The organism is Burkholderia stagnalis, assembly GCF_039848545.1.
In the GTDB taxonomy this organism is placed as follows: domain Bacteria; phylum Pseudomonadota; class Gammaproteobacteria; order Burkholderiales; family Burkholderiaceae; genus Burkholderia; species Burkholderia stagnalis.
The window spans coordinates 2,557,400-2,578,335 of sequence record NZ_CP156686.1 but is presented as its reverse complement, the minus strand read 5'-3'; the positions used below and the strand labels follow the sequence as shown (position 1 = coordinate 2,578,335).

The 20,936-nt window shown below is 69.9% G+C and carries 17 protein-coding genes; 7 read left to right on the top strand and 10 right to left on the bottom strand.

Annotation, left to right across the window (positions count from 1 at the left end):
• Positions 1-3 precede the first annotated feature (3 nt).
• Together ABFO07_RS28240 and ABFO07_RS28235 are read left to right on the top strand one after the other, a co-directional pair.
• On the top strand, positions 4-654 hold the full coding sequence (locus ABFO07_RS28240; RefSeq protein WP_430733083.1) for a PqiC family protein: 651 nt from the start codon (positions 4-6) through the stop codon (positions 652-654).
• 119 nt (positions 655-773) lie between these two features.
• Positions 774-1,718, top strand: coding sequence for a LysR family transcriptional regulator (locus tag ABFO07_RS28235; RefSeq protein WP_059809141.1), 945 nt, complete (start codon positions 774-776; stop codon positions 1,716-1,718).
• A 30-nt stretch (positions 1,719-1,748) separates the two neighbouring features.
• Here ABFO07_RS28235 and ABFO07_RS28230 read toward each other — a convergent pair whose 3' ends face one another.
• Positions 1,749-2,222: a MarR family winged helix-turn-helix transcriptional regulator gene (locus ABFO07_RS28230; protein WP_060290497.1), complete on the bottom strand. Its 474-nt coding sequence runs from the start codon at positions 2,220-2,222 to the stop codon at positions 1,749-1,751.
• 259 nt (positions 2,223-2,481) lie between these two features.
• Between ABFO07_RS28230 and ABFO07_RS28225 the strand changes: the two genes are divergently transcribed.
• Positions 2,482-3,735, top strand: coding sequence for a PucR family transcriptional regulator (locus ABFO07_RS28225; protein WP_059994574.1), 1,254 nt, complete (start codon positions 2,482-2,484; stop codon positions 3,733-3,735).
• A 130-nt stretch (positions 3,736-3,865) separates the two neighbouring features.
• Here the strand turns inward: ABFO07_RS28225 and ABFO07_RS28220 are convergent, their stop codons facing one another.
• Entirely contained in the window at positions 3,866-5,563 is a 1,698-nt protein-coding gene (locus ABFO07_RS28220; RefSeq protein ID WP_059889978.1) for a M4 family metallopeptidase, read from the bottom strand.
• Between the two features lie 589 nt (positions 5,564-6,152).
• Positions 6,153-6,908, bottom strand: a complete 756-nt coding sequence (locus ABFO07_RS28215) for an SDR family oxidoreductase (RefSeq protein WP_347469017.1) — start codon at positions 6,906-6,908, stop codon at positions 6,153-6,155.
• A 189-nt stretch (positions 6,909-7,097) separates the two neighbouring features.
• Here ABFO07_RS28215 and ABFO07_RS28210 point away from each other — a divergent pair, with 189 nt between their 5' ends.
• On the top strand, positions 7,098-8,597 hold the full coding sequence (locus ABFO07_RS28210) for a PLP-dependent aminotransferase family protein (protein ID WP_347469016.1): 1,500 nt from the start codon (positions 7,098-7,100) through the stop codon (positions 8,595-8,597).
• Between the two features lie 27 nt (positions 8,598-8,624).
• On the opposite strand, the gene ABFO07_RS28205 is transcribed toward ABFO07_RS28210, so the two are convergent.
• The 7 genes from ABFO07_RS28205 to ABFO07_RS28175 all read right to left on the bottom strand — a co-directional run bounded on the left by ABFO07_RS28205 (position 8,625) and on the right by ABFO07_RS28175 (position 16,683).
• Positions 8,625-9,299, bottom strand: coding sequence for an FMN-dependent NADH-azoreductase (locus ABFO07_RS28205; protein WP_059921037.1), 675 nt, complete (start codon positions 9,297-9,299; stop codon positions 8,625-8,627).
• Positions 9,296-9,763 carry a GNAT family N-acetyltransferase gene (locus ABFO07_RS28200; protein WP_059882905.1) on the bottom strand — a complete coding sequence of 156 codons (468 nt, stop codon included), beginning with the start codon at positions 9,761-9,763 and terminating at the stop codon, positions 9,296-9,298. The genes ABFO07_RS28205 and ABFO07_RS28200 overlap by 4 nt, the downstream gene beginning before the upstream one ends.
• A gap of 328 nt (positions 9,764-10,091) precedes the next feature.
• Positions 10,092-11,135: an AraC family transcriptional regulator gene (locus ABFO07_RS28195; RefSeq protein WP_347469014.1), complete on the bottom strand. Its 1,044-nt coding sequence runs from the start codon at positions 11,133-11,135 to the stop codon at positions 10,092-10,094.
• Positions 11,136-11,222: 87 nt separating this feature from the next.
• Positions 11,223-12,419, bottom strand: coding sequence for a porin (locus ABFO07_RS28190; protein ID WP_347469012.1), 1,197 nt, complete (start codon positions 12,417-12,419; stop codon positions 11,223-11,225).
• Positions 12,420-12,596: 177 nt separating this feature from the next.
• Positions 12,597-13,802 carry an MFS transporter gene (locus ABFO07_RS28185; RefSeq protein ID WP_060149368.1) on the bottom strand — a complete coding sequence of 402 codons (1,206 nt, stop codon included), beginning with the start codon at positions 13,800-13,802 and terminating at the stop codon, positions 12,597-12,599.
• Complete coding sequence (locus ABFO07_RS28180) at positions 13,799-15,376, bottom strand: D-arabinono-1,4-lactone oxidase (protein WP_347469011.1); 1,578 nt, start codon at positions 15,374-15,376, stop codon at positions 13,799-13,801. The genes ABFO07_RS28185 and ABFO07_RS28180 overlap by 4 nt, the downstream gene beginning before the upstream one ends.
• A gap of 83 nt (positions 15,377-15,459) precedes the next feature.
• The gene (locus ABFO07_RS28175) at positions 15,460-16,683 is read right to left on the bottom strand and encodes an amino acid deaminase/aldolase (RefSeq protein WP_347469008.1); all 1,224 of its coding nucleotides are present in this window, start codon (positions 16,681-16,683) and stop codon (positions 15,460-15,462) included.
• 433 nt (positions 16,684-17,116) lie between these two features.
• Between ABFO07_RS28175 and plcR the strand changes: the two genes are divergently transcribed.
• From plcR to ABFO07_RS28160, 3 genes are all read left to right on the top strand, one after another.
• Entirely contained in the window at positions 17,117-17,824 is a 708-nt protein-coding gene (plcR, locus tag ABFO07_RS28170) for a phospholipase C accessory protein PlcR (protein ID WP_059907577.1), read from the top strand.
• A gap of 65 nt (positions 17,825-17,889) precedes the next feature.
• Positions 17,890-19,266 carry a pectin acetylesterase-family hydrolase gene (locus tag ABFO07_RS28165; protein ID WP_347469007.1) on the top strand — a complete coding sequence of 459 codons (1,377 nt, stop codon included), beginning with the start codon at positions 17,890-17,892 and terminating at the stop codon, positions 19,264-19,266.
• A gap of 51 nt (positions 19,267-19,317) precedes the next feature.
• Positions 19,318-20,919 carry a hybrid sensor histidine kinase/response regulator gene (locus ABFO07_RS28160; RefSeq protein ID WP_347469005.1) on the top strand — a complete coding sequence of 534 codons (1,602 nt, stop codon included), beginning with the start codon at positions 19,318-19,320 and terminating at the stop codon, positions 20,917-20,919.
• Positions 20,920-20,936 lie beyond the last annotated feature (17 nt).

Genomic DNA, 20,936 nt, shown 5'->3' with positions numbered 1-20,936 from the left:
CGCCTGACACGACACGTGCACGGCGCGACGTTCGCCGCTTGCGCGGTGGCCGCCGCACTGCTGCTTGCCGCGTGCGCGTCGCCGCCCGCGCGGTTCTACACGCTCGCCTCCGCGGACGCCGCGGCCCCAACGCGCGCCACACCTGCCAACCCGCCGTTCCTGATCGAGGTGCCGGCCGTCGGCGTGCCCGAGCAGGTCGCGAAAAACCAGCTCGTCGTGCAGAAGAACGGCGCGCAGGTCGACGTGCTCGAACTGGAACGCTGGGCGTCGCCGCCCGCCGACGAGATCCGTCGCGCGCTGTCCGACGATCTCGCCGCACGGCTCGGCACGATCGACGTCGCGAATGCCGCGCATCCGGCCGGCGTGCCCGTGTACCGGGTGAGCGTCGACGTGCAGCGCTTCGAATCGTGGCCGGCCAGGCGCGCGGCAATCGACGCGGTGTGGAGCGTGCGCGCGGTCGGCACGCAGGCGGTGATGACCTGCCGCACGAGCGTCGCCGAGCCGGTCGGCAGCGGTTACGACGCGCTCGTCGCGGGCCACCGGCGGGCGCTCGGCGAATTGGCGGAGCGGATCGCGGCAGGGGTGCGTGCGATGGACGAAGCACATGCGCGTGCCGCGCCGGCGTCGCCGGTCCAGCCGTGCCGGAATCGATGACCATGCTGCCGCCCGACCTGGATCGCCGGCCCATCGCCGGCGTGGCGCCTGCCCTCTGCGATAGCGATGCCGACGCATTCGTCAGGCAAATCCGCCGTGACAGGACCGGGAAACGCAGCATCGACACGCTGCGGGCGATGCGGATCTTCGTGCGCGTGGCGGACGCGAATGGCTTCACCGAGGCCGCTCGACAGTTGAACGTGTCGGTCACGTCGGTCTCCCGCATCGTTGCCGCGCTGGAGACATCGCTGCGCGCACGCCTGCTGGATCGTTCGACCCGACGCGTGCAGCTCACGCCGGCTGGCGAACGCTATATCAGGCACTGCAAACGGATTCTCGAGTGCGTGGACGCCGCGGAAGCCGAAGCCGCCGGCGGCGGCATGCGCCCCGCCGGAAAGCTCAAGATCCATGCTTCGCCGGAATTGGGGCAGCGTTACGTCATGTCCCTGATCGCGCGCTATCGGCGGCGCTATCCCGACGTTCGGGTCGAGCTTGCGTTGGCGCACGGGATGCCCGATCTGTTCGGCGAAGGGGCCAGCATGGCACTGGCGCTTCGCCGGCAGGCGCCCGAACCGGGATTGGCCGCGCGGCGTCTCGGGCAGATCTTCGGGATCGTCTGTGCGTCGCGCGAATACATCGCACGGCATGGCGCGCCGCAAGGCCCCCGTGATCTGGCCGACCACGTTTGCCTGGGCCTCGCGGTGCCGGGTTTCCGGCCGGACGAGTGGGTGCTGGCCGGGCCGGACGGCAAGGAGACGACGGTGCCGGTGCGGCCGGAAGTCCGGGTCAACGTCGCGGAAGCGCTGGCGACGGCGGTTCGGGAAGGGATGGGGATCGGGGTCTTGCCGATGGGTTCGGCGGCCGCCGGGCTGCGCAACGGCGACTTCGTGCGGATCATGCCCGATTACCGCGCAGCGGGGATGAGCGCTTACGCGTTGTATTCGCCGCCACGCTATCGGGACGACACGGTTCGAACCTGGGTCGACTTCATCGAGGATGCGTTTCCCGCATTGCTGAGCGCGGATGAAGCGACCCTTCGATGTCCGGAGCATACGGCAGCGTGAGCGCCCGGGCTCGCCGCGCGCGAGCGCGGTTCAGGCGTGATGCGTTCCGTTCGCGACGAGGCGGCCGAGCAGGCGCTCGAGCGCATGGATCTCGTCCGCGTGGAAGCCGGACAGCAACGCGCCGGACACTGCCGAGACGATCGCCGGAATCCGGGTGGCGACCGCCTGCCCCGGCTCAGTGACGTGTAGTCCGACGATTCGCCGGTCTTCGTCGCAACCCGTACGCGTCAGCAGGCCGCGCTGCGCCAGGCGGTCGATCATCCGTGTCACGGCGCTGGCGTTCACCTCGCATTCCCGCGCGAGCTCGGCCGTCGTGCGAGCGGAACGGCTGGCGAGCATGAGCAGCAGGCGTGCCTGGGTGTCCGTCACGCCCAGTTCGGCTTCGGTGTGCCGCGACAGCGTGCGGCACATGACGGCCTCGGTTCGTTTCAGCAGGTAGCCGAGCCCGTCGCCGGCCGGCTGCGTTCCCGTGCCGGGGGCGTTCGGCGAGATTGCCGGGTTCATGATGCAGTTGCTCCGATTCATTGCCCGTGTCGATATCCGGCGCGGTGACCTGCGCGCCGAAATCTGAAAAAATGACTGCCTTCGTCGGTCGATGCCGACTACGTTATCCGAGCGTCGCGGCGCGGGAAATGGGACAAGGTGCGGCCGACGATGTGGTTTTTCACAATCCCCTGCGGGGCGTGAGCCGCGCGTGTCGCGACGTGAATCGAATGAACGGGAATGGCCGATGGCTGCCAAGAACAGAAAGGTTGAATCCACCATGACGCCCGTCGACGTTCCCGCAACGTCGGCGCTGATGCGCGACAGCGTGCGCGCGCTTGCGGCGGACCCGTCGACCATCATCGAGCGCACGTATGCGGCGCTGACCCGCATCGGCGGCTACGACGGCCTGACTTCCGCGATGCGGAAGGACATCATGGACTCGATCGAGGTGTCGCAGCGACTGTGGTTCGAATCGGTGGCCACGGGTGCGTTTCCGTCCTCCACGGAGCTGGAAGGTCTGCGGGAATTCGGGCGCCGGCGCGTTCACCAGGGCATTCCGCTGTCTGCGTTGCTGCGGGCCTTCTGGGTCGGGCCGCGCGAGTTGTGGCGGGTCTGCGCGGAGCTCGGCAGCCAGCATGACGATTTGCGCGACGAGCTGCTTTTCGTGCTGTCGCCCTATCTGATGGAGTATTTCGACTACATGGTGCAGCTGATCTCGCAGGCCTACCTCGACGAGCAATATCGACAGGCGCGATGGCGCGACGCGCTGCGTCAGCAACTGCACGAGATCGTCTTCAGCCATGTCGCGGACGACGATGCGTTCCGCAAGGCGACCAAGGCGCTGGGGCTGGACCACGCTTCGCCGCGAATCGCGCTGGCGGTCGACTGCGATCGGCTCGATCGCGGGGCGATGCGATCGGACGGCGAGCGCGAACGCGTCGTGCTGTCGGCGGCGCGCTACCTGAAGTGCCGGAAGGACGATGTCGTCGATGTCTGGCACCGCGATCGCCTCGTCATCTGGGCGCCATGCGATCCCGGCGAAGCGGCGAGCGCGAGCGACCGGCGCGTGCAGGCCTGCATGACGGCATGGCTCGACGGCGCGGGCGGCATCGGCGCGATCGGCATGGGGTTGTCGGGCGTTGGCGCGAAAGGATGGGCGACGTCGGCCGACGAGGCGATTCGGGCGCTCGATGCCGGCCGGCACCGGGGCGGCGACGGCAAGCTGCACCGCTACTCGGACATCGTCATCGGCGAGTGCATCCGCAGCGACGGCAGTGCGCTCGACTACCTGCTGTCGCTGATGCGCGAATTGTCCGGCGAGCAGGACCTGATCCTGACGCTCGAGACCTTCTTCGCGAACCTGCAGCGTCGGAAAGTGACCGCCGCCGCGCTGGGCATTCATCCGAATACGCTGGACCATCGGCTCGAGCGGATCGAAAACATCCTGGGCGCCCGGCTCGACGACGCGGCGTGGATCGCGAAGCTGGAAATCGCGCTGAAACTTCACGGGATGGGCGAACGGGGCCGGTGAGCAGGCACCCGGGAACGGCGCATTCCGTTCGGATGCCTGAGTGTCGCACGGCCTCGATCGGCTCGATTTCGTTCGAGTCGACGTTCCGCCGCGCGACCCTCAGGCGTTCAATGCACCCGCGCAAGCGCCATCAATTCACCCCGACCGCGCTCCACGCACGCGCCACCGCCGCGCTTTCGGCCGAGTTCGCGCCGTACAGGTCGGTCGCGGCCTGGATCGATGCGCGCCGCGCGTTCGGGTAGCTGGAGTTGGCGTTCAGGTACACGGTGAGCGTCCGGTACCAGATCTTGCCGGCCTTGTCGCGGCCGAGGCCGCTGAAGCTGGTGTCGCCATTGCAGACCAGCTGGCTCCTCGACAGCCCGGTGTCGGTCGACGGCACCACCGGCCCTTCCGCCAGCAGGTAGAAGAAGCGGTTGCCGACGCCCGACGTGTAGTGCGGATCATGACGCGGATTCGCCCACGAGAAGCCGCCCGACGGATAGCAGCTGTACGAGCGGCCGTCGAGATCCTGCTTGTACATCTTGCGCAGGCCGCCCGACGTCACGCGCGCGCCGATCACGTAGTTGCCCGGATCGTTCGGGTTGTTCGCGTAGAACTTCACGAGCGTGCCGAAGATGTCCGACGTCGACTCGTTGAGGCCGCCCGCATCGCCCGAGTAGTTCAGGTTCGCGGTGGCTTCGGTCACGCCGTGGCTCATCTCGTGCCCGGCCACGTCGACCGACACGACCGGGTTCGGCAGGCGGGTGCCGGGCTGGCCGTCGCCGTACACCATCACCTGCGACCCGAGCCACGCCGCGTTCGCGCCGGTCGTGCCGCTGCCGGTGTTGAACACTACGTGCGCATAGCTGCGCACGCCGCGGCCGTCGTTGAAGATGCCGTTGCGGTTGTGTGCGCTGCGGTAGTAATCCCACGTGAGCGCGAGGCCGTAGTCGATGTCGGCGGCAACGGTCTGCCGGTTGGTGGTCGAGTTGTTGCCCCACACGTTCGTGCTGCTCGTGAAGATCGGCAGGTCGGTGGCCTGTTCGACGTCGTCCGAGGTCAGGCCGCGGCCGTCGTACACCGAGCCGCTGCCGCGGGTCGGATCGAGCATCCGGTACGAGTTCGTGCCGAGCTGGTCGGTGGTCAGCGACAGGTTTCCGTAGTACAGCGAACGACCGGTGCCGGTTGCCGAGGCGGTCTTGATCAGGTCCTGCGCGTCGAGCAGCTTGCCCGTGCGCGCGTCGACGTAGTACAGCACGGCGTCGCCGTGCACGTCGGTCGACTTGCCGTACACGCGCACCGCATAGGCGAGCGTCGGCGCGACGTCGCGCGCGAACACCACGAGCTCCGCATTGTCGACACGGCGCACTTCCGAGCCGAAGCGCGCGACCGCCACGCGGCGGGCCGTGGCCGCGCCGACGTCCGGCGCATTGCGCACGACGTAGCGGTCGCCGGCCTTGCCGATCTTGCCGGCGAGATCGATCGGCGCGGGCTGGGTCAGGCTCGCCTGCTTCAGCTGGCCCTGGTTCGAGTGGACGACGACGTCGCCGCCGATCACCGGCAGGCCCGAGTAGAAGCGATCGAAGCGCACGTGTTCGGTGCCGTCGGGATCGACGACCACGTCGTGCACCTTGAACTGGTCGCCCTCCACCGGGGCGCCCGCCGGCGTGGCCGCGAACTTCAGCGAGCGCGCGGCATGGCCGGCGGCCACGCTGAACGCGGCCGGGTTTTGCTGGATCAGTTGCAGCGCCCGGTCGACCGGGGCCTGCTGGTCGCCGGCTTGCGCGAACGCGCCGAAACTGGCGAGGGAAATCGCGGTGACGGTCAGCAGGCTGGACAGTTTCTTCATGTAATCCCCCAGATAACGAATGCGAGACGATTGAAAATGTATTAACTAGCAGCGCAAAACGTGAGAGGTAATGTGAACTGCAAAGCCATGCTAGGAGGTCAATTTCATATTTACAAGATACTTGCGAATAAATTAATTATTCATTGTATCGGCGTGCATCGAGTCAGATATTGGTGAGAAATCTGAAATGATCTTGTCTGATGCATTGGATGCGGCGGCGTCATTGCGTCGGCGGAATGCGACGGCAAGGGGGAGGCGTGAATCTCAGGCAGGGCGAGGCTGAGCGCGATACGGACGGAGCGGGGTGCGGGGGTGCGGGCTGGTCGGCTGCAATGGCCGTGTTTTGAATGGCTGGATATTCGGCCGGATTATTGATGTTGTTTATATGGGCATTCACCCTGTCAATGAAGGGGTTTATCGGTCCATGTGTCCCACATTTTCAAGCGAGTGTCGAATATGTGGAAAAACGAACTCGGGGCATCGCGGCATGGTTTGAATGGATGAAACTTTTCGGCGCGTTTTACGGACGCGATCGACATATTGCTGACATGAAAAACCTGTCGTGTCGCGTCCGCAGCGCCGCTTTCGCTCAGCCTGCCTGCCGCGCCCGTGCGAGCCACTGATCGAGGCCGATCTGCCCGATCCGCGCTTCGCCGAGCGGCACGAGCGACTGTTGTTCGACGTGGCCGCCGAAGTACGGCGCGTCCCGATCCGTGACCACCGGGCGCGTATCGCCGATCGCCTTCAGGTAGCGCGCGATGATTTCCGCGAACGGCGCGCGATCGGGGCCCGCGATATCGACGGTGCCGTTCAGCGGCGCGGCGAGCGCGGTCTGCGCGAGGGCCGCCGCGACGTCGTCGGCCGCGATCGGCTGGAACAGCCCGTCGCCGATGCGCACCGTGCCGCCGTCGGTGCCCGTGTCGGCGATGCCGCCGAGGAATTCCATGAACTGCGTCGCGCGCACGATCGTGTACGGGACGCCCGCCGCCTCGATCGCGGCTTCCTGCGCGACCTTCGCGGCGAAGTACGCGTTCCCCGGCATGCGGTCGGTGCCGACGATCGACAGCGCGACGTGATGGCGCACGCCCGCGGCCACTTCGGCCTTGCCGAGATTGCGGGCCGACGTGCGGAAGAAGTCGAGCACCGCCTGCGGCTCCCACGACGGCGCGTTGGCCACGTCGACGACGACGTCCGCGCCCGCCAGCGCGTCGCTCAGGCCCGCGCCCGTGATCGTGTCGACGCCGCTGCGCGGCGACGCGGCGAGCGCTTCGTGGCCGGCCTCGCGCAGCAGCGTGACGACGCGCGAACCGATCAGGCCCGATCCTCCGATGACGACGATCTTCATGGCAAAACCTCCAGATGAATGCAGTTGAACGAGCGGGATGGCCGACGGGTGCCGTCTCGTTTGAATGTAGGCGACACCGTCGCATCGCGTGAGGCTATTCTGGGAGAATCATGTCCCGGCGATAAGTGCCAAGAATCGCCGATCCGACTGATCCATGCTGCTTCCGCTCCCGTCGCCCTCGAGACCGTCATGACCGCACCGTCCCCCGCCCTGACCATCGAAATCGACCGGCACCATCAACAGCCGATCTACCTGCAGATCTGCGAACGCTTCAGGACCGCGATCGCCGCCGGCCATCTGCATCCCGGCGATCGTGTGCCCGCGCTGCGCGGCCTTGCCACGCAGCTGAACACGGCGCGCGGCACCGTTGAGCTCGCCTATTCGATCCTGGTCGACGAGGGCTACCTGCAGATGCGCGGGGCGGCGGGCACGTTCGTGTCGCCGTCGCTGCCGGCGGCCGTCACGCGCGCATCGCGCGCGCCGGGCGCGGGCAGCGCACGCGAGCCGGGCGCCGAAGGCAACGGCGCGGCGCGGCGGCCGGCGGCGGCACCGCGCCTGCAGGCGCTCGCCGTCGCGATGAGCGGCGAGCCGAGGCCGTTGCAGCCGGGGCTGCCGGCGCTCGACGCGTTTCCGCGCAAGGTCTGGCACCGGCTGGTGTCGCAGCGCGCGCGCAGCGGCGAACGCGCGAGCCTCGCGTATCCCGATCCGGCCGGCTACGGGCCGCTGCGCGAGCACATCGCGACCTATCTCGGGCTGTCGCGCGGCGTGACCTGCGTGCCGGAACAGGTCTTCGTGACCGGCGGCTATCGCGCGACGCTCGAACTGCTGTTGCGCAGCCTGGCGCGCCCGGACGATCGCATGTGGTTCGAGGATCCCGGCTACCTGCTCGCGCGCGGCTTCCTGAACGAAACCGGCGTGCGGCTCGTGCCGGTGCCGGTAGACGGCGAAGGTATCGACGTCGAGCGCGGCACCCAGCTGGACGCCGACGCGCGCTTCGCGCTGGTCACGCCGTCGCACCAGAGCCCGCTCGGGCATACGCTGTCGCTCGCGCGACGCATCGCGCTGCTGGATTGGGCCGAGCACGCGTCGAGCTGGATCATCGAGGACGACTACGACAGCGAGTTCCGTTATCAGGGGCGGCCGCTGCCGGCGCTGAAGCGCCTCGACCGGCGCGATCGCGTGATCTATTGCGGCACGTTCAGCAAGGTGATGTTTCCGGGCTTGCGGCTCGCGTATGCGGTGGTGCCGGAACGCGCGATCGAGCGCATCGGCCGGGTCGCGCTCAGCATGAATGCCGGCTCGCCGACGCTGTTGCAGGCGGCCACGGCGGATTTCATCGAGCAGGGGCATTTCGCGCGCCACCTGAAGCGGATGCGCGCGTTGTACGCCGAGCGGCGCATGCTGATCGTGCAGGCGCTGCGGCAGGCGTTCGGCGAACGGCTGACCGTCGATCCGCCGTCCGGCGGCATCCAGTTCGCGGTGCGGTTCGCCGACGGCAGTGTCGACGATGTCGCGGTCGCGGCACGCGCCCGCGACGCGGGGCTCGCGGTGGTGCCGCTGTCGACCTGGTATGCGAACCCGCGCGCGCGGATTACGCCGCGCGGGCTGGTGATGGGCTTCGCGAATATCGCGGACGCGCGGGAGGCCGGGCGACACGCGCGCACGCTGCGCGCGTGTCTGGATGGCTGACGCGCATCACGTCGCGCCCCGGGCGCGTCAAGCGCCCGGCACCGCCGCAGTTGCGTCGGCGCGCGCACGGCCGGCCGCATGCGCGGCGAGCGCCGCGAACACCGAGCCGCCGGCCAGCTCGGCGCGTGCCGTATCGAGCGCTTCGGCCACGGCCGCTTCGCCTGCCACGAGCCCTTGCAGCAGCAGGAACTGCACGTCGCGGATGCCGATCGAGCCGAGCGCATAGTGCAGGTACGGCGTCAGGAAATCCGGCTGCCGCGCGCGCTCGCCGCGATGGAAGCCGCCCGACCCGACGATCACGACGGTCGGCCGGTCGCGCATCAGCCCGACCTTGCCGTCCGGCGTCGACGCGAACGTGCGATGAATGCGCAGCACGTAATCGATCCACAGCTTGAGCGCCGCCGGCACCGTGAAGTTGTGCATCGGCGTGTTGACGATCAGCGCGTCGGTTGCCTCGATCTCGCCGATCAGCTCCTCGGACAGGTCGAACTGCGCGGTATCCGGCGTGCGCGACGTGATGGCGCGCGCGTAGTCGCGGGCGACGGGCGGCAGCGGCAACGTGGCCAGGTCGCGTTCGGTCACGTCGATCGCCGCCGCGCCCGGCGCGACGCGTGCGCGCAGCATGTCGACGATCTCGCCGGCGAAGCGAAAGCCATGGCTGGCTGCGCCGTGCGGGCTCGCGTTGATCAGCAGGATCTTCATGATGCTTGCTCCGTCGCCGGCGCAAGCGGCGCGAGCGCCTGCGCGAAATGCATGCCGCGCGCGAGCAGCCCGTTGCGGAAATAGAAGCGCTGCGCGAGCGGCATGTGCAGGCCCGTGTCGAGCACGAGCTGCGCGCAGCCGGCCTCGCTCGCGATGCGCCGCACCGCGTCGAGCAATTGCGCGCCGATGCCGCCGCGTTGCGCTGCGGCGTCGACCACCAGATCGTCAACGTACACGAAGCGGCCGTACAGCAGGTTAGTGAGGGTTCGGTAGCCAGCGAGACCGACGATGCGGCCCGCGTCGGATGCGGCAAGCAGGCGATAGCCGTCAGCGTGCTGCCGCGCGACCTGCGCGGCGAACGCGTGCGGATCCGTCAGGTGCGCGCGCAACTGGCGCATCACGTCGAAGGCGGGCAGCAGCGCCTGCGGCGTGTCGAGATGAGTGAAGCGGAGCGAGGCGGTCATGGGCGTCTCAACGAACGGGGAACGCTGCACACGATAGCGCGCGGACGGCCCGGTCGACAGGGCCAAGAACGTGCCGACCGACCGGGCCATCGGCCGGGCGCGCGTCAGTGCGTCACCACGTCACCACGTCATCGCGTCAATGCGTCAATGCGTCAATGCGTCAATGCGTCAATGCGTCAATGCGTCACCGCATCACCGCATCACCACGTCGCCACGTCGCCACGTCGCCACGTCATCGCGTCACCGTGTCACCGAGTCATCGAGTCATCGAGTCATCGAGTCACCGCAACAATGCGTCACCACGTCACCACGTCACCGCGTCACCGCGTCAATGCGTGCCGGACGCCGCCGCGCCGATCGCATGGAACGCCTCGCGCGGGCCATGCCCTGTCCAGCGCTTGAACGCGCGCCGGAAGTTGTGCGAATCGCTGAAGCCGACCGCGTGCGCGACATCCTCGATCGACAGCCGCGGGTTGCTGAGCAGCGTGAACGCGCGCTTCTTGCGGATCGTGTCGATCACGGCCTGGTAGGACACGCCCTGATCGGCGAGGCGCCGCCGCAGCGTGCGCTCGCTCATGCACAACTGCGTGGCGATCGCGGCGAGCGTCGGCGCGTGGCGCAGGTCGCGCCGCACGATCCGCTCGATCGATTCGAGGAAGTCGGTGCCTTCGGGCTCGGGCGGCAGCGCCGTCTGCAGGAACTCGAGCGCCTGCCGGTGCGCGAGCGGATCGCTGGTCGCGATCGCGCGGCGGCCCCAGGCGGCGTCGCATGCGAACAGGTTGTGCTCCTGCTCGAAGCGCACCGGGCACTGGAACACGCGCGCGTACTGGTCCGCATAGTCGGGCCGCGGGTAGCTGAGGTCGACGACCTTTGGCTGGAAGCCGTCGCCGGCGAGCGAGCGGCCGATCTTCATGAAACTGCCGAACGCCTCCTCGACGAGGAACGCCTCGATGTCAGGCTCGAGGAACACGTTGGTCGCGTAGATCGACAGGGAGCGCGCGTCGGTCGTCAGGTCGAAATGCATCAGCGGGCCGGTGTGGCGCTGCAGCGCGATGCCGACCGCGATCGCATCCTTGACGGTCGGGCTCGTCAGCATCGCGTAGCCGACCAGCCCGATCGACGCGATCGTCTCGCTGACGCCCAGCTCGAGGCCGAGCGCGCGCCGCGGTGCCATCTCGAGCGCGCGGCGGATCATCGCGCTCGCCTGGCGCAGCGAAATCCGGCACGACGGATTGGACAGGTCCGCGACGTCGAAGCCGAGCCCGAGGCACAGCCGTGTGGGGTCGATGCCCAGTTCCTTGCTTGTCTCCGCCAGGCACCGCAGTAAATGAACCGGCAGGTTTGCCGTCGTATAGCGGGTGGTATCGTCCATGGATGCTCCCAGCTTTTTTCCACGGATTGTACGCGTCCCGCCCGCGCGGGGTGCCTCGGCGGCCGCCGGCCACATCGGCGCGGCCGCTCAGAAGTAGTGGCGCAGGCCGACGGTCGCGCCGAGCTGCGTGGTGCCCGTGCTCGGCGCCTGGCCGTTGACGCCCACGAGCTGCGCGCCGGCCAGGCCGCCGCGATAGATCGCGTAGTCGACTTCCGCGTAGAGCATGCTGCGCTTCGACAGGCAGTAGCCGGCGATCACCTGGAACTGGCGCGCGCGGCCGTCGAAGTTCGCGACGTAGCCGGACTGGTTGGTCCACCATGCGTTGACGGCCGCGGTCAGCACCGGCGTGATCCGGTAGGTCAGCCCGGCGAGCACCATCTCGCGGCGGCGGAAGCCGCCGGGCGCGGCCGGATCGGCCACCTGCGCCGGCGAAATGATGCCGAGCGCCGCGAGATCGGTCGGGCTGAACGGGCCGTTCGCGAACGACGTGAATTCGTTGTCGCGCGTGTTCACGATGTAGCCGGCGTTGACGCTCGCGTTGCCGATCGTCAGCGAGCCGCCGCCCGAATAGATGTCGAAGTGGCCGCTGGTGGCGTCGTCGCGAATGCGCATGACCGACGCGCCGAGCGTGAATGGCCCCTTGTCCGGCGCGTACACGACGGCCGCGCCGTACTGGCTGCCTGCCGAGCCGCCGCCCGCATGCCCGCCCGGCGCGTATTGCGCGAGCAGGTAGAAGCCGCCGAGCTGCGCGATGTACTGGATCATGTTGCTGGTGCGCGCGCCGGCCAGCATCGTCTGTTCGGGCTTGAACAGGTTGAAGTACGGATCCTGCGGGCCGGCCCACAGGTTCGATCCGTAGGTCATCGACACGCCTTCGAACGCGACGTTGTACTGGCGGCCGAGCATCAGCTGGCCGAGTGCCGACGACGTCAGCCCCACGAACGCGACCTGGAAGAAGTTGTCCGAATTCGCCGGCACGATGGCGCCGCTGTTGGGGCCGAAGTGGCTTTCGACGTTGAACTGCGCCGACAGGCCGCCGCCGAGGTCCTCGTTGCCCTTGAGGCCCCAGTAGCTTTCGGTCAGGCCGCCGCCGTCGGCCATCGAGATCTTGCGGCCCGTCGCCTGCGGCGCGCCGTCGGGCCCGTATGAAACGCCGTTCGTTTCGTAGCGCAGGCCGGCGTCGATCACGCCGTACAGCGTCAGGCTGGTTTGCGCGTGCGCGGCGGTGCCGGCGAGGACCAACATCGCGCAGCAGGCGGCGCGGATGCTTTCGAGACGAGTCATGCGGCGAGTCATCGGAACTCCGGACGGATGGGGGAGAGGCTGGCGGTCTTCGCCGCCGGATCGAATGTAGAAAGCCAAATTTGCGCGGGCCAAGGCCGTGGCGGCCATTTTCGTGGTGCGTCGCGGCCAGCGTGATGCCGCCCATGCCGCGTGCACCGGCGCGACGCGCGATGCGTGTCAGCGCGACGGATGGCCCACGCCGCCGTGCGCGCCGGCCGGTGCTGCGCGTCTCAGCGCGAGCCGCACGAACGGCGCGGCGGCCAGCACCGCGATGCACAGCAGGTGCGCGACCCGCGCGCCGCCGTAGCGGCCGAGCAGCGCGCCGGATAGCGCGGTGCCCACGCCCGCGGCGAAGAACGTGACGACGAGCGTGCGGGCCACGAGCGAGCCGTCGGGATCGACGTCGGACAGCAGGCCCGTGAGGAACGGCACGATCACGAAGAACGCGCCGTTCAGCACGAGCTGGCTCGTGAAGTACGCGCCGCCGCCGGTCGAGCCGAAGAACCATTCGAGCGACGCGACCATCGCGAGCTGCGCGGCCCAGATCAGCGCGAGGCGATGCCGGTGGCTTGCCGGATGCGCGGGGACGGCCGCGCCGACGAAGCCGAGCAGCGACGACGCCGACAGCAGCACGCCGATCGTCGTCGGCGACAGCCCGGCGCGCGCGCCGACGAAGCCGGCGATCGCCCATTGCGACGCCTGCACGCCGTACACCAGCGCGGTCACGATCCAGATCGCGACGACCGGGCGCCACGGCAGGCCGCCGTCGCGCGCCTGCGTGCGGGCCGCCTGCGCCGGCGGCGCCGCGAACGCGCCGATGCCGCGCATCGCGGGCGCCAGCACGGCCACGACGCCCGCCAGCAGCGCGAAGATCCCCCGCGCGAGCCACGCGGACGGCAGCGCCGAGATCAGCACGAGGATGCCGCCGTTGATGCCGCCCGCGAGCAGGTTGATGTGCCCCCACAGGCGGTCGGTCGACGCGCGCTGCGACACGCCCGACGCGACGACGACGAACAGCATTCCCTCGAACAGCCCCGTCAGCCCGCGCGCCGCACCAACCGGCACGATGCCGGGCGCGACGGCGCTGAGCGCCTGCCCCGCGATCGCGCCGAGCATGCCGGCCAGCGTGAACGGGCCGGCGGCGCGCGCGATCCGGCGGGGCAGCAGCGCGCAGCTGATCGCGATGCCGAGGATCTCGGCGCTGACGAGCGCGGTGGCGGCGCCTTCGTCGAGCCGGAAGCGCGCCATCACGGCGGCGACCAGGAACGGCGACAGGATCAGGCCGTTGGTGGCCGCCGCGAACGCGAGCGCGAGGCGGACGACCGCGCCGCGCGACGGATCGGGGCGGGACGAGGCTGCGTAACCGGAAGTGGTGGTGCTCATCGGTTCTCCTCGGCGGAGCGCGGCGCGGCGTGCAGCGCGCGGGCCGTATCGGTCGGCGGCCGCGCACTGGCGTGAACCGGTGCGGCCGACGTGGCCGACGTGGCCGATGTGGCCGACGCGGCCGATGTGGCCGACGTGGCCGATGTGGCCGACGTGGCCGATGTGGCCGACGTGGCCGATGGGGCCGACGCGGCCGACGTGGCCGACGCGGCCGACGTGGCCGACGTGGCCGGCGCGGCCGACGTGGCCGGCGCGGCCAACGTGGCCGACATGGCCGACACGCCGTGCTGCAAGCCGAACAGCGCGCGCAGGTACGGCGTGAGGAACCGGCCGTGCGGGTCCATCCGTTCGCGCAGCGCGAGGAAATCGTCCCAGCGCGGGTAGCAGGCCGCGAGGCCGGCCGCGGTCAGCCCGTGCACCTTGCCCCAGTGCGGCCGCCCGCCGTGGTTCAGGCAGATCGCCTGCACGCCCGCGAAGTACGCGTCGAACGGCATCCCGCGATACTGGTGGACCGAGATGTGCACGCTGTCGCGCCCGTAGTTCGGGCTCAGCCAGATGTCATCGCCGCGCACCCAGCGGTATTCGAGCGGGAACATCAGCGGGAAGGTGCGGCGCGCGATGAACGCGCGAATCTCCCGCAGCGCGTCGGCGCCGCGCTCGGCCGGCACGGCCCATTCCATTTCGTTGAAGCGGACCCGGCGCACCGTGGACAGCATCGCGTGGCTCGCGTCGACCTGCCGGCCGGCCGACACGGTCGACGCGCACAGCCGGCTCAGCGACGGGCACAGCGCCGGCACGCGCCGGCCGAGCCCGCACAGCGCGCCGAACACGGTGTTCTCCACGAACGACTCGGCGGCGCGGCTGGCCCGGCTGGCGGTGTCGGGCGCGTCGTCGGTGAGGTCCCACGCCTTGGTCAGCACGGTGTCGGTGTGCGGGAACCAGTAGAACTCGAACGAGCGGTGCCGGCCGATCAGCGCATCCGCCTGCGCGAGGCAATCGTCGAGACGCATCGCGCCGCGTTCGAGGCGCAGCCGGAACGACGGCACGACGCGCAGCCCGATCTCGGTCAGCACGCCCAGCACGCCGAGCCCGATGCGGCCGCCCGCGAACAGGTCGGGGTGCGTGTCGGCCGACGCGCGGATTTCCGTGCCGTCCGCGCGCATGAACGCGAGGCTCTCGATCTGCGTCGACAGGTTGCCGAGCGTGATCCCGGTGCCGTGCGTGCCGGTGCTGGTCGCGCCGGCGATCGACTGCACGTTGATGTCGCCGAGGTTTTCCATCGCGTAGCCGCGCGCGGCGAGCGCGGGGCCGAGCGCCCACAGCCGCGTGCCCGCGTGGACGCGTGCGACGTGTCGCTCAGGATCGACGTCGATCACGCCCTGCATCCGGTCGAGCGACAGGATCACGTCGTCGGTCTGCACGAGCGGCGAGAACGAATGGCCCGCGCCGGCCGCGCGCACGGTCGTGCCGGAAGCGGCGGCGTCGCGCAGCACGGCGGCCAGCGCGTCGCGCGACGCGGGTGTCGAAACGGTTGCCTCAGGACTGCTTACATATCCGGACCAGTTGCGCCACATGGGGTGTCCTCGTTGCCGATGCGTGAATGACGTGCCGCGCGCATGCTGCGCCGCGCGCGGCGGGAAAACGGCCGCGCCGTTCGCTAGAAAAAGCTCTTGCCTTCGCCCCGGTAGGTGAGCGCCTCGCCGGCCACCCGGCCCGCGCGGATCAGCAGCAGCGTGTTGAAGCGCTCGCACAGCTCGCCCGCTTTCGCATGGCGGAACAGCACCGGCTCGCCGATCGCGAGCGAGACGCCGGGCGGCACGCGCAGCGGCGTCTGCACTTCGCCGGCGCCTTCGTTGCCGATCAGCGTGCAGCCGGCCGGCAGCCACGGCCGCGGCAGACGGTGCGCGCCGGCCGGGCCGGACGCGATGTAGCCGCCGCCCGAGCAGGTGACGATGCCGGGCTGCGGATGCCGGGTGACGGGCAGCGCGAAACCCGCGGCGGGCCGCGCGCGGAATGTCGCGTAGTGATCGAACAGCGCCGGCGCATAGAGGCCGGAGCCGGCCGCGAGCTCGGTGACGGATGCGTCGCCGCGCGTGCTCTCGATGCTGCCGGTGCCGCCGCCGTTGACGAAGCGCAGCGTGTGGCCGGCCGCCGCGAGCGCCTGTGCGACGGCCTGGCGGCGCGCATGGATTTCCCGCGCGGAGCGCCGCTTCAGCCAGCGCAGCAGCGCGTTGCGCGCGGCGCTGCCCGGCACCGCGTCCATCACGCCGGCGATCTGGCCTTCATAGCCCATCAGCCCGTCGAGCCGCACGCCCGGCCGCCGCGCAATGTGGTTCGCCAGCGCGAGCGCGCCGGCGACGTCGCGCACCGGTGAGCGGTACATGCCGAAGTACAGGCCGGGAAACGCCGACGACATGTCGAGATCGATCGCGAGCGGGATCACGACGCCCTCGGCGCGCGCGATCTCGTCGATGCGGTCGACCTGCGCGGCGTCGTCGACCATCAGCGTGATCGTGCGCTGCTGCCGCCGTTGCGCGGCGACCGCGCGCAGGTGCGCGGGCTCGACCGTCGGATACGCGACGACGATGTCGTCGAAGCCGCCGTCCGCGAGCCACGCGGCCTCGGCGGCCGAGTAGCACAGCAGGCCGCGCATGAACGGGCCGGCTTCCATCACCGAGCGGATCAGCGCGCGCGAGCGGACCGATTTCGTCGCGAGGCGGATCGGCAGGCCGCCCGCGCGGCGCGCGAGGTCCGCGAGATTGGCGTCGACGAGATCGAGGTCGACGAAGGCGGCGGGGAGCGCGCGGCCTGCGAGCGCGTCGCGGTAGTACGCGTAATCGCGGGCGGCGGGCGCGAAAGGCGGTGGATCTGCGCGGTTCATTGACCTGGCTCGGTTGGGGGGCGGGCGTTCGGCGCATCGATCGTGCGATGCGGGATGGCAGCCAGCATAGGGCCGGGTGGGGCGCGGACCAAGCGCGCAGCGGGTCGATCGATGGGTCCGATCCGGCCAATCGCATTGCACATGCGCGCGGGCGGCCGGCGCGTTGGCACGGCGCTGGACCGGCGCTTGCTAGGCGCGGCGGCGCGCCTCGCCCGCGCCCGCGCGAAGCGCCGCCGCACGGGCATTGCACGCGTCGCTGCAGTGCCGCGCGGGCGGCATGCGGCGCGTGCCCGCGCGGCCCGTTCGGCGCCGGCGAGCCGCGCCGCTCTAGTGCGCCGGTTCTAGAACCGCTTTTGACGATGCGCGGGTTTCGACCTAGAACCTACTCGCGGATGCACCCACGAAGCGCGGCACGGCCCATCGAGGAGACGTCGTGAACAAGAACAGCAGACTCTGGCGGCGCATAGGCATCGTGGCGGCGATCGTCGCCGTCGTCGCGGCATGGCGCTATGCGTCGCCGCTGCAGGCGAGCGCGGCACAGTCCGGTGCACCGGCGGCGACCGCCGCGAACGTACCGAACGGCCCGGCCGATGGCCCGGCGCAGGCCGCGCCCGGCCCCGAAGAACGCCGGCTCGATCTCGACGCGCTGCGCCGCAGCCTTGCGGCGCGGCCGGACGCCGACGCGGAACTGCAGCGCATCGTCGCGTTCGCGCGCTTTCGCGACACGGTCGCCGCGTATGGCAACGGCCGCAACAGCCTGCCCGACGCCGAACGGGCCGCGCTGGCCCGCCGGATCCTCGACGAACTGCCCGAGCACGTCGCGCGCCACGAGATCGTGCCGGTGCAGGCGGAAGCGCTCGGCGCGGCGCTGCTGACCGACGTGCATGCCGATGCCGCGACGCGCGGCGCGGCGATCCGGTCGATGCGCGAGCAGTGGGACGCCTACGCGCGGCAGACCGTCGGCCCGTCGCCGGCGCAGGACCCGCGTTATCTGGCGTACGCGCAGCAGAGCCGCGAGATCGTCCGGCAAGCGCAAGCGAGCGTGCCGGATCCCGCGTTGCAACAGGCCGTCATCGCGCAGCGCCTGCAGGCGCTGCGGGTCGAGCTGTTCGACGGCGCCGCACCGGCCGGCCCGCACTGAGCGCCGGCCGCATCGCGCCGCGCGGGGCGCGGCGATCCCATCACGTCGATAGAAAAGGAGGGGGCATGTCCACAGCACGACGCCTGACGCGTCTGATCGTCGCGACCCTGCTGGGCTGCGCGGCACTGAACGGCCACGCGGCCGGCACCGCCGCGCCGGACCCGGCGATTCCCTATTATTCGTGGTACGAAGTGACGCTGCCGGAAAGCAGCGGCGCGTCGTGCGGCAACGGCACGCCGATGCGCTTCTACATCAACCGCGCGCAGTCGGACAACCTGCTGTACATGATGGAGCCGGGCGGCGCGTGCTGGGACCACGGCACCTGCACGCAGACGGCCACCGGCCCGGAAGCGGGCCTCGGCGGTTTCAACCCCGACGGCATCCCGCACAACTACATGAACGGCACCACCAGCCAGACCATCAAGGCGTCGTTCCTGTCGCCGCTGATGACGCGGATGGACCTCGCGCACATCCTCGTCGGCGAACCGAAGGTGGAGACGCAGGACTGGACGCAGGTGTTCGTGCCGTACTGCACCGGCGACATCCACATGGGCAGCGCGGTGCGCAGCTACACGTCGCCGTCGGGCGACTGGCGGGTGCAGCATTACAGCGGGCTGAAGAACATCCAGGCCGTCGCGCAATGGCTCGTCGCGCACGGCCTCGGCCAGCCCGGCCGGCTGCTCGTGTACGGGATGAGCGCGGGCGGCTACGGCACGCTCGCCAACTACGCGACGCTGCGCGCCACGCTGCAGCCGCAGGCGCACAGCTCGCTGCTCAACGACGCCGGCACGGTCTTCAATACGCCCTTCGACGCCGATCCGGCGACCCACCCGTCGGTCGGCCTGTACGCGAGGGCGCGCAGCGAATGGGGGATGGACGCGCCCGATGGAATGATCACGGTGAACGCCCGGCTCACGCGCTACTTCGATCCCGGCAACATGGGCAGCGCGTACGCGGCGCTGTCGGCAACCTTTCCGCACGACCGCTTCGGCTTCTCGAGCTACCAGCGCGACCGCATCATCGCCGCGTACCACTATCGCGCGTTCGTCCCTGCGGTGATCGCGGCGCCCGACGACGCGACCAAGGACGCGCTGTCGCTCGCGATGTTCGAACGCGAGCTGGACGTGCTGAAGCAGACGATCAACCCGCTGCCGAACTTCGGCTACTTCATGCCGTGGGCGCGCAACGGCTTCATCGCGAACCACCAGGTGACGGCCGTCAGCTTCACCGGCTCGGGCATCCACGAGAACGGCATCGACGCGGACATCGGCACCTTCGTCGCCGACCTGCTCAACCAGCGGGACCCGGCCGACACGCCCGTGATGAAGGCGTTCCGCACCGAGCAATGGTCGGACTTCACGTTCTCGACCTTCCTCGCGTGGATCGACAGCGTGCTGCACCTGACCGGCGAGGCGGGGCCGATTTCGGGGCATCGGGCCTGAGCATGGAGTCCTAAACTGAAGGTGCGTCCGTGCGCGATCCGGGAAACCATCATGCGAATGCACCAAGCCGATCCGTCTGCACAATCGCCCCGCGAGGCGGATGAGGCCATCGACGGCGAGCGCGGTTTTCGCGCGCTCGCGGATGCGATCCCCCATATCGTGTGGACGTCCGACCCGACGGGCTCGATCGACTTCGTCAACCAGCGCGGGCTCGACTTCGGCGGCATCACGCTCAGCCAGGCGCAGGGTTGGGACAACTGGTCGCCGTTCGTGCACCCGGACGACCTGCAGCCCGTGTACGACCGCTGGGCGCACGCGATCGCGACCGGCGACGAGTTCGTGACGGAGTACCGGCTGCGGAGCGCGGACGGCGGGTATCGCTGGTTTCTGTGCCGCGCGCTGCCGTACCGGGATCGCGACGGCAGGATCGTCAAGTGGTTCGGCACCGAGACCGATATCGAGGACCAGAAGCAGGCGCAGGCCGCCGCGGAGCGCGCGAACCGCGCGAAGTCCGATTTCCTGTCGAGCATGAGCCACGAGCTGCGCAGCCCGCTCAATGCGATCCTCGGCTTTGCGCAGTTGATGGCGTCCGACGCGCCGCCGCCAACGCCGTCGCAACAGGCGAGCATCGACCAGATTCTGCGGGCCGGATGGCATCTGCTGGAGCTGATCAACGAAGTGCTCGACCTCGCGCGGATCGAATCGGGGCAGGTGCCGATGTCGATCGAGGCGGTGCCGTTGAGCGAGATGCTGGACGAATGCGCGTCGATGATCGCGCCGCAGGCGCGCCAGCGCGGCATCGATGCGCGTTTTGCGCCGGTCGGGCCGCTCACCCACGTGCGCGCCGACCGCACGCGCGTCAAGCAGATCGTGGTCAACCTGCTGTCGAACGCAGTCAAGTACAACCGCCCGGCGGGCACGGTCGACGTCGAATGTGCGACGCATCCGCCGGGCCGGGTGCGGATCAGCGTGCGCGACACGGGCCCGGGCCTGTCGCCCGACCAGCTCGGCCGGCTGTTCCAGCCGTTCGAGCGGCTCGGGCAGGAAGCCGGCGGTGAAGAAGGCACCGGCATCGGCCTGGTGGTCGCCAAGCGGCTGACCGAGCTGATGGGCGGCGCGATCGGCGTTGACAGCACCGTCGGCGAGGGCAGCGTGTTCTGGATCGAACTCGACGCGGCGCCGGCCCCGGAATGCGCGTCGGCCGCCGCCGTGCAGCAGCCCGCCGCGCCGGCCGGCGATGCGATCGGCGGCGATGCCGCCGTCCAGCCTGCGCACACCGTGCTCTATATCGAGGACAACCCCGCGAACCTGAAGCTCGTCGAGCAGCTCGTCGCGCGGCGCGCGGACCTGCGCATGCTGAGCGCCGCGACCGGCGGGCACGGCGTCGAGCTTGCGCGCCGCGCGCGGCCGCGGGTGATCGTGATGGACATCAACCTGCCCGACATCAGCGGCATCGACGCGCTGGCGCGCTTGCGCGCGCAGCCGGAGACGGCGGACATTCCTGTCGTCGCACTGAGCTCGAATGCGATGGCGCGCGATGTCGAAAAGGGGCTGAAAGCGGGCTTCTTCCGCTACCTGACCAAGCCGATCCGCATCGACCAGTTCATGCAGGCGCTGGCCGAAGCCGTCGCGGCGGCGGACGGCAGGCCATAGCGCATCGCGCGTGGGGC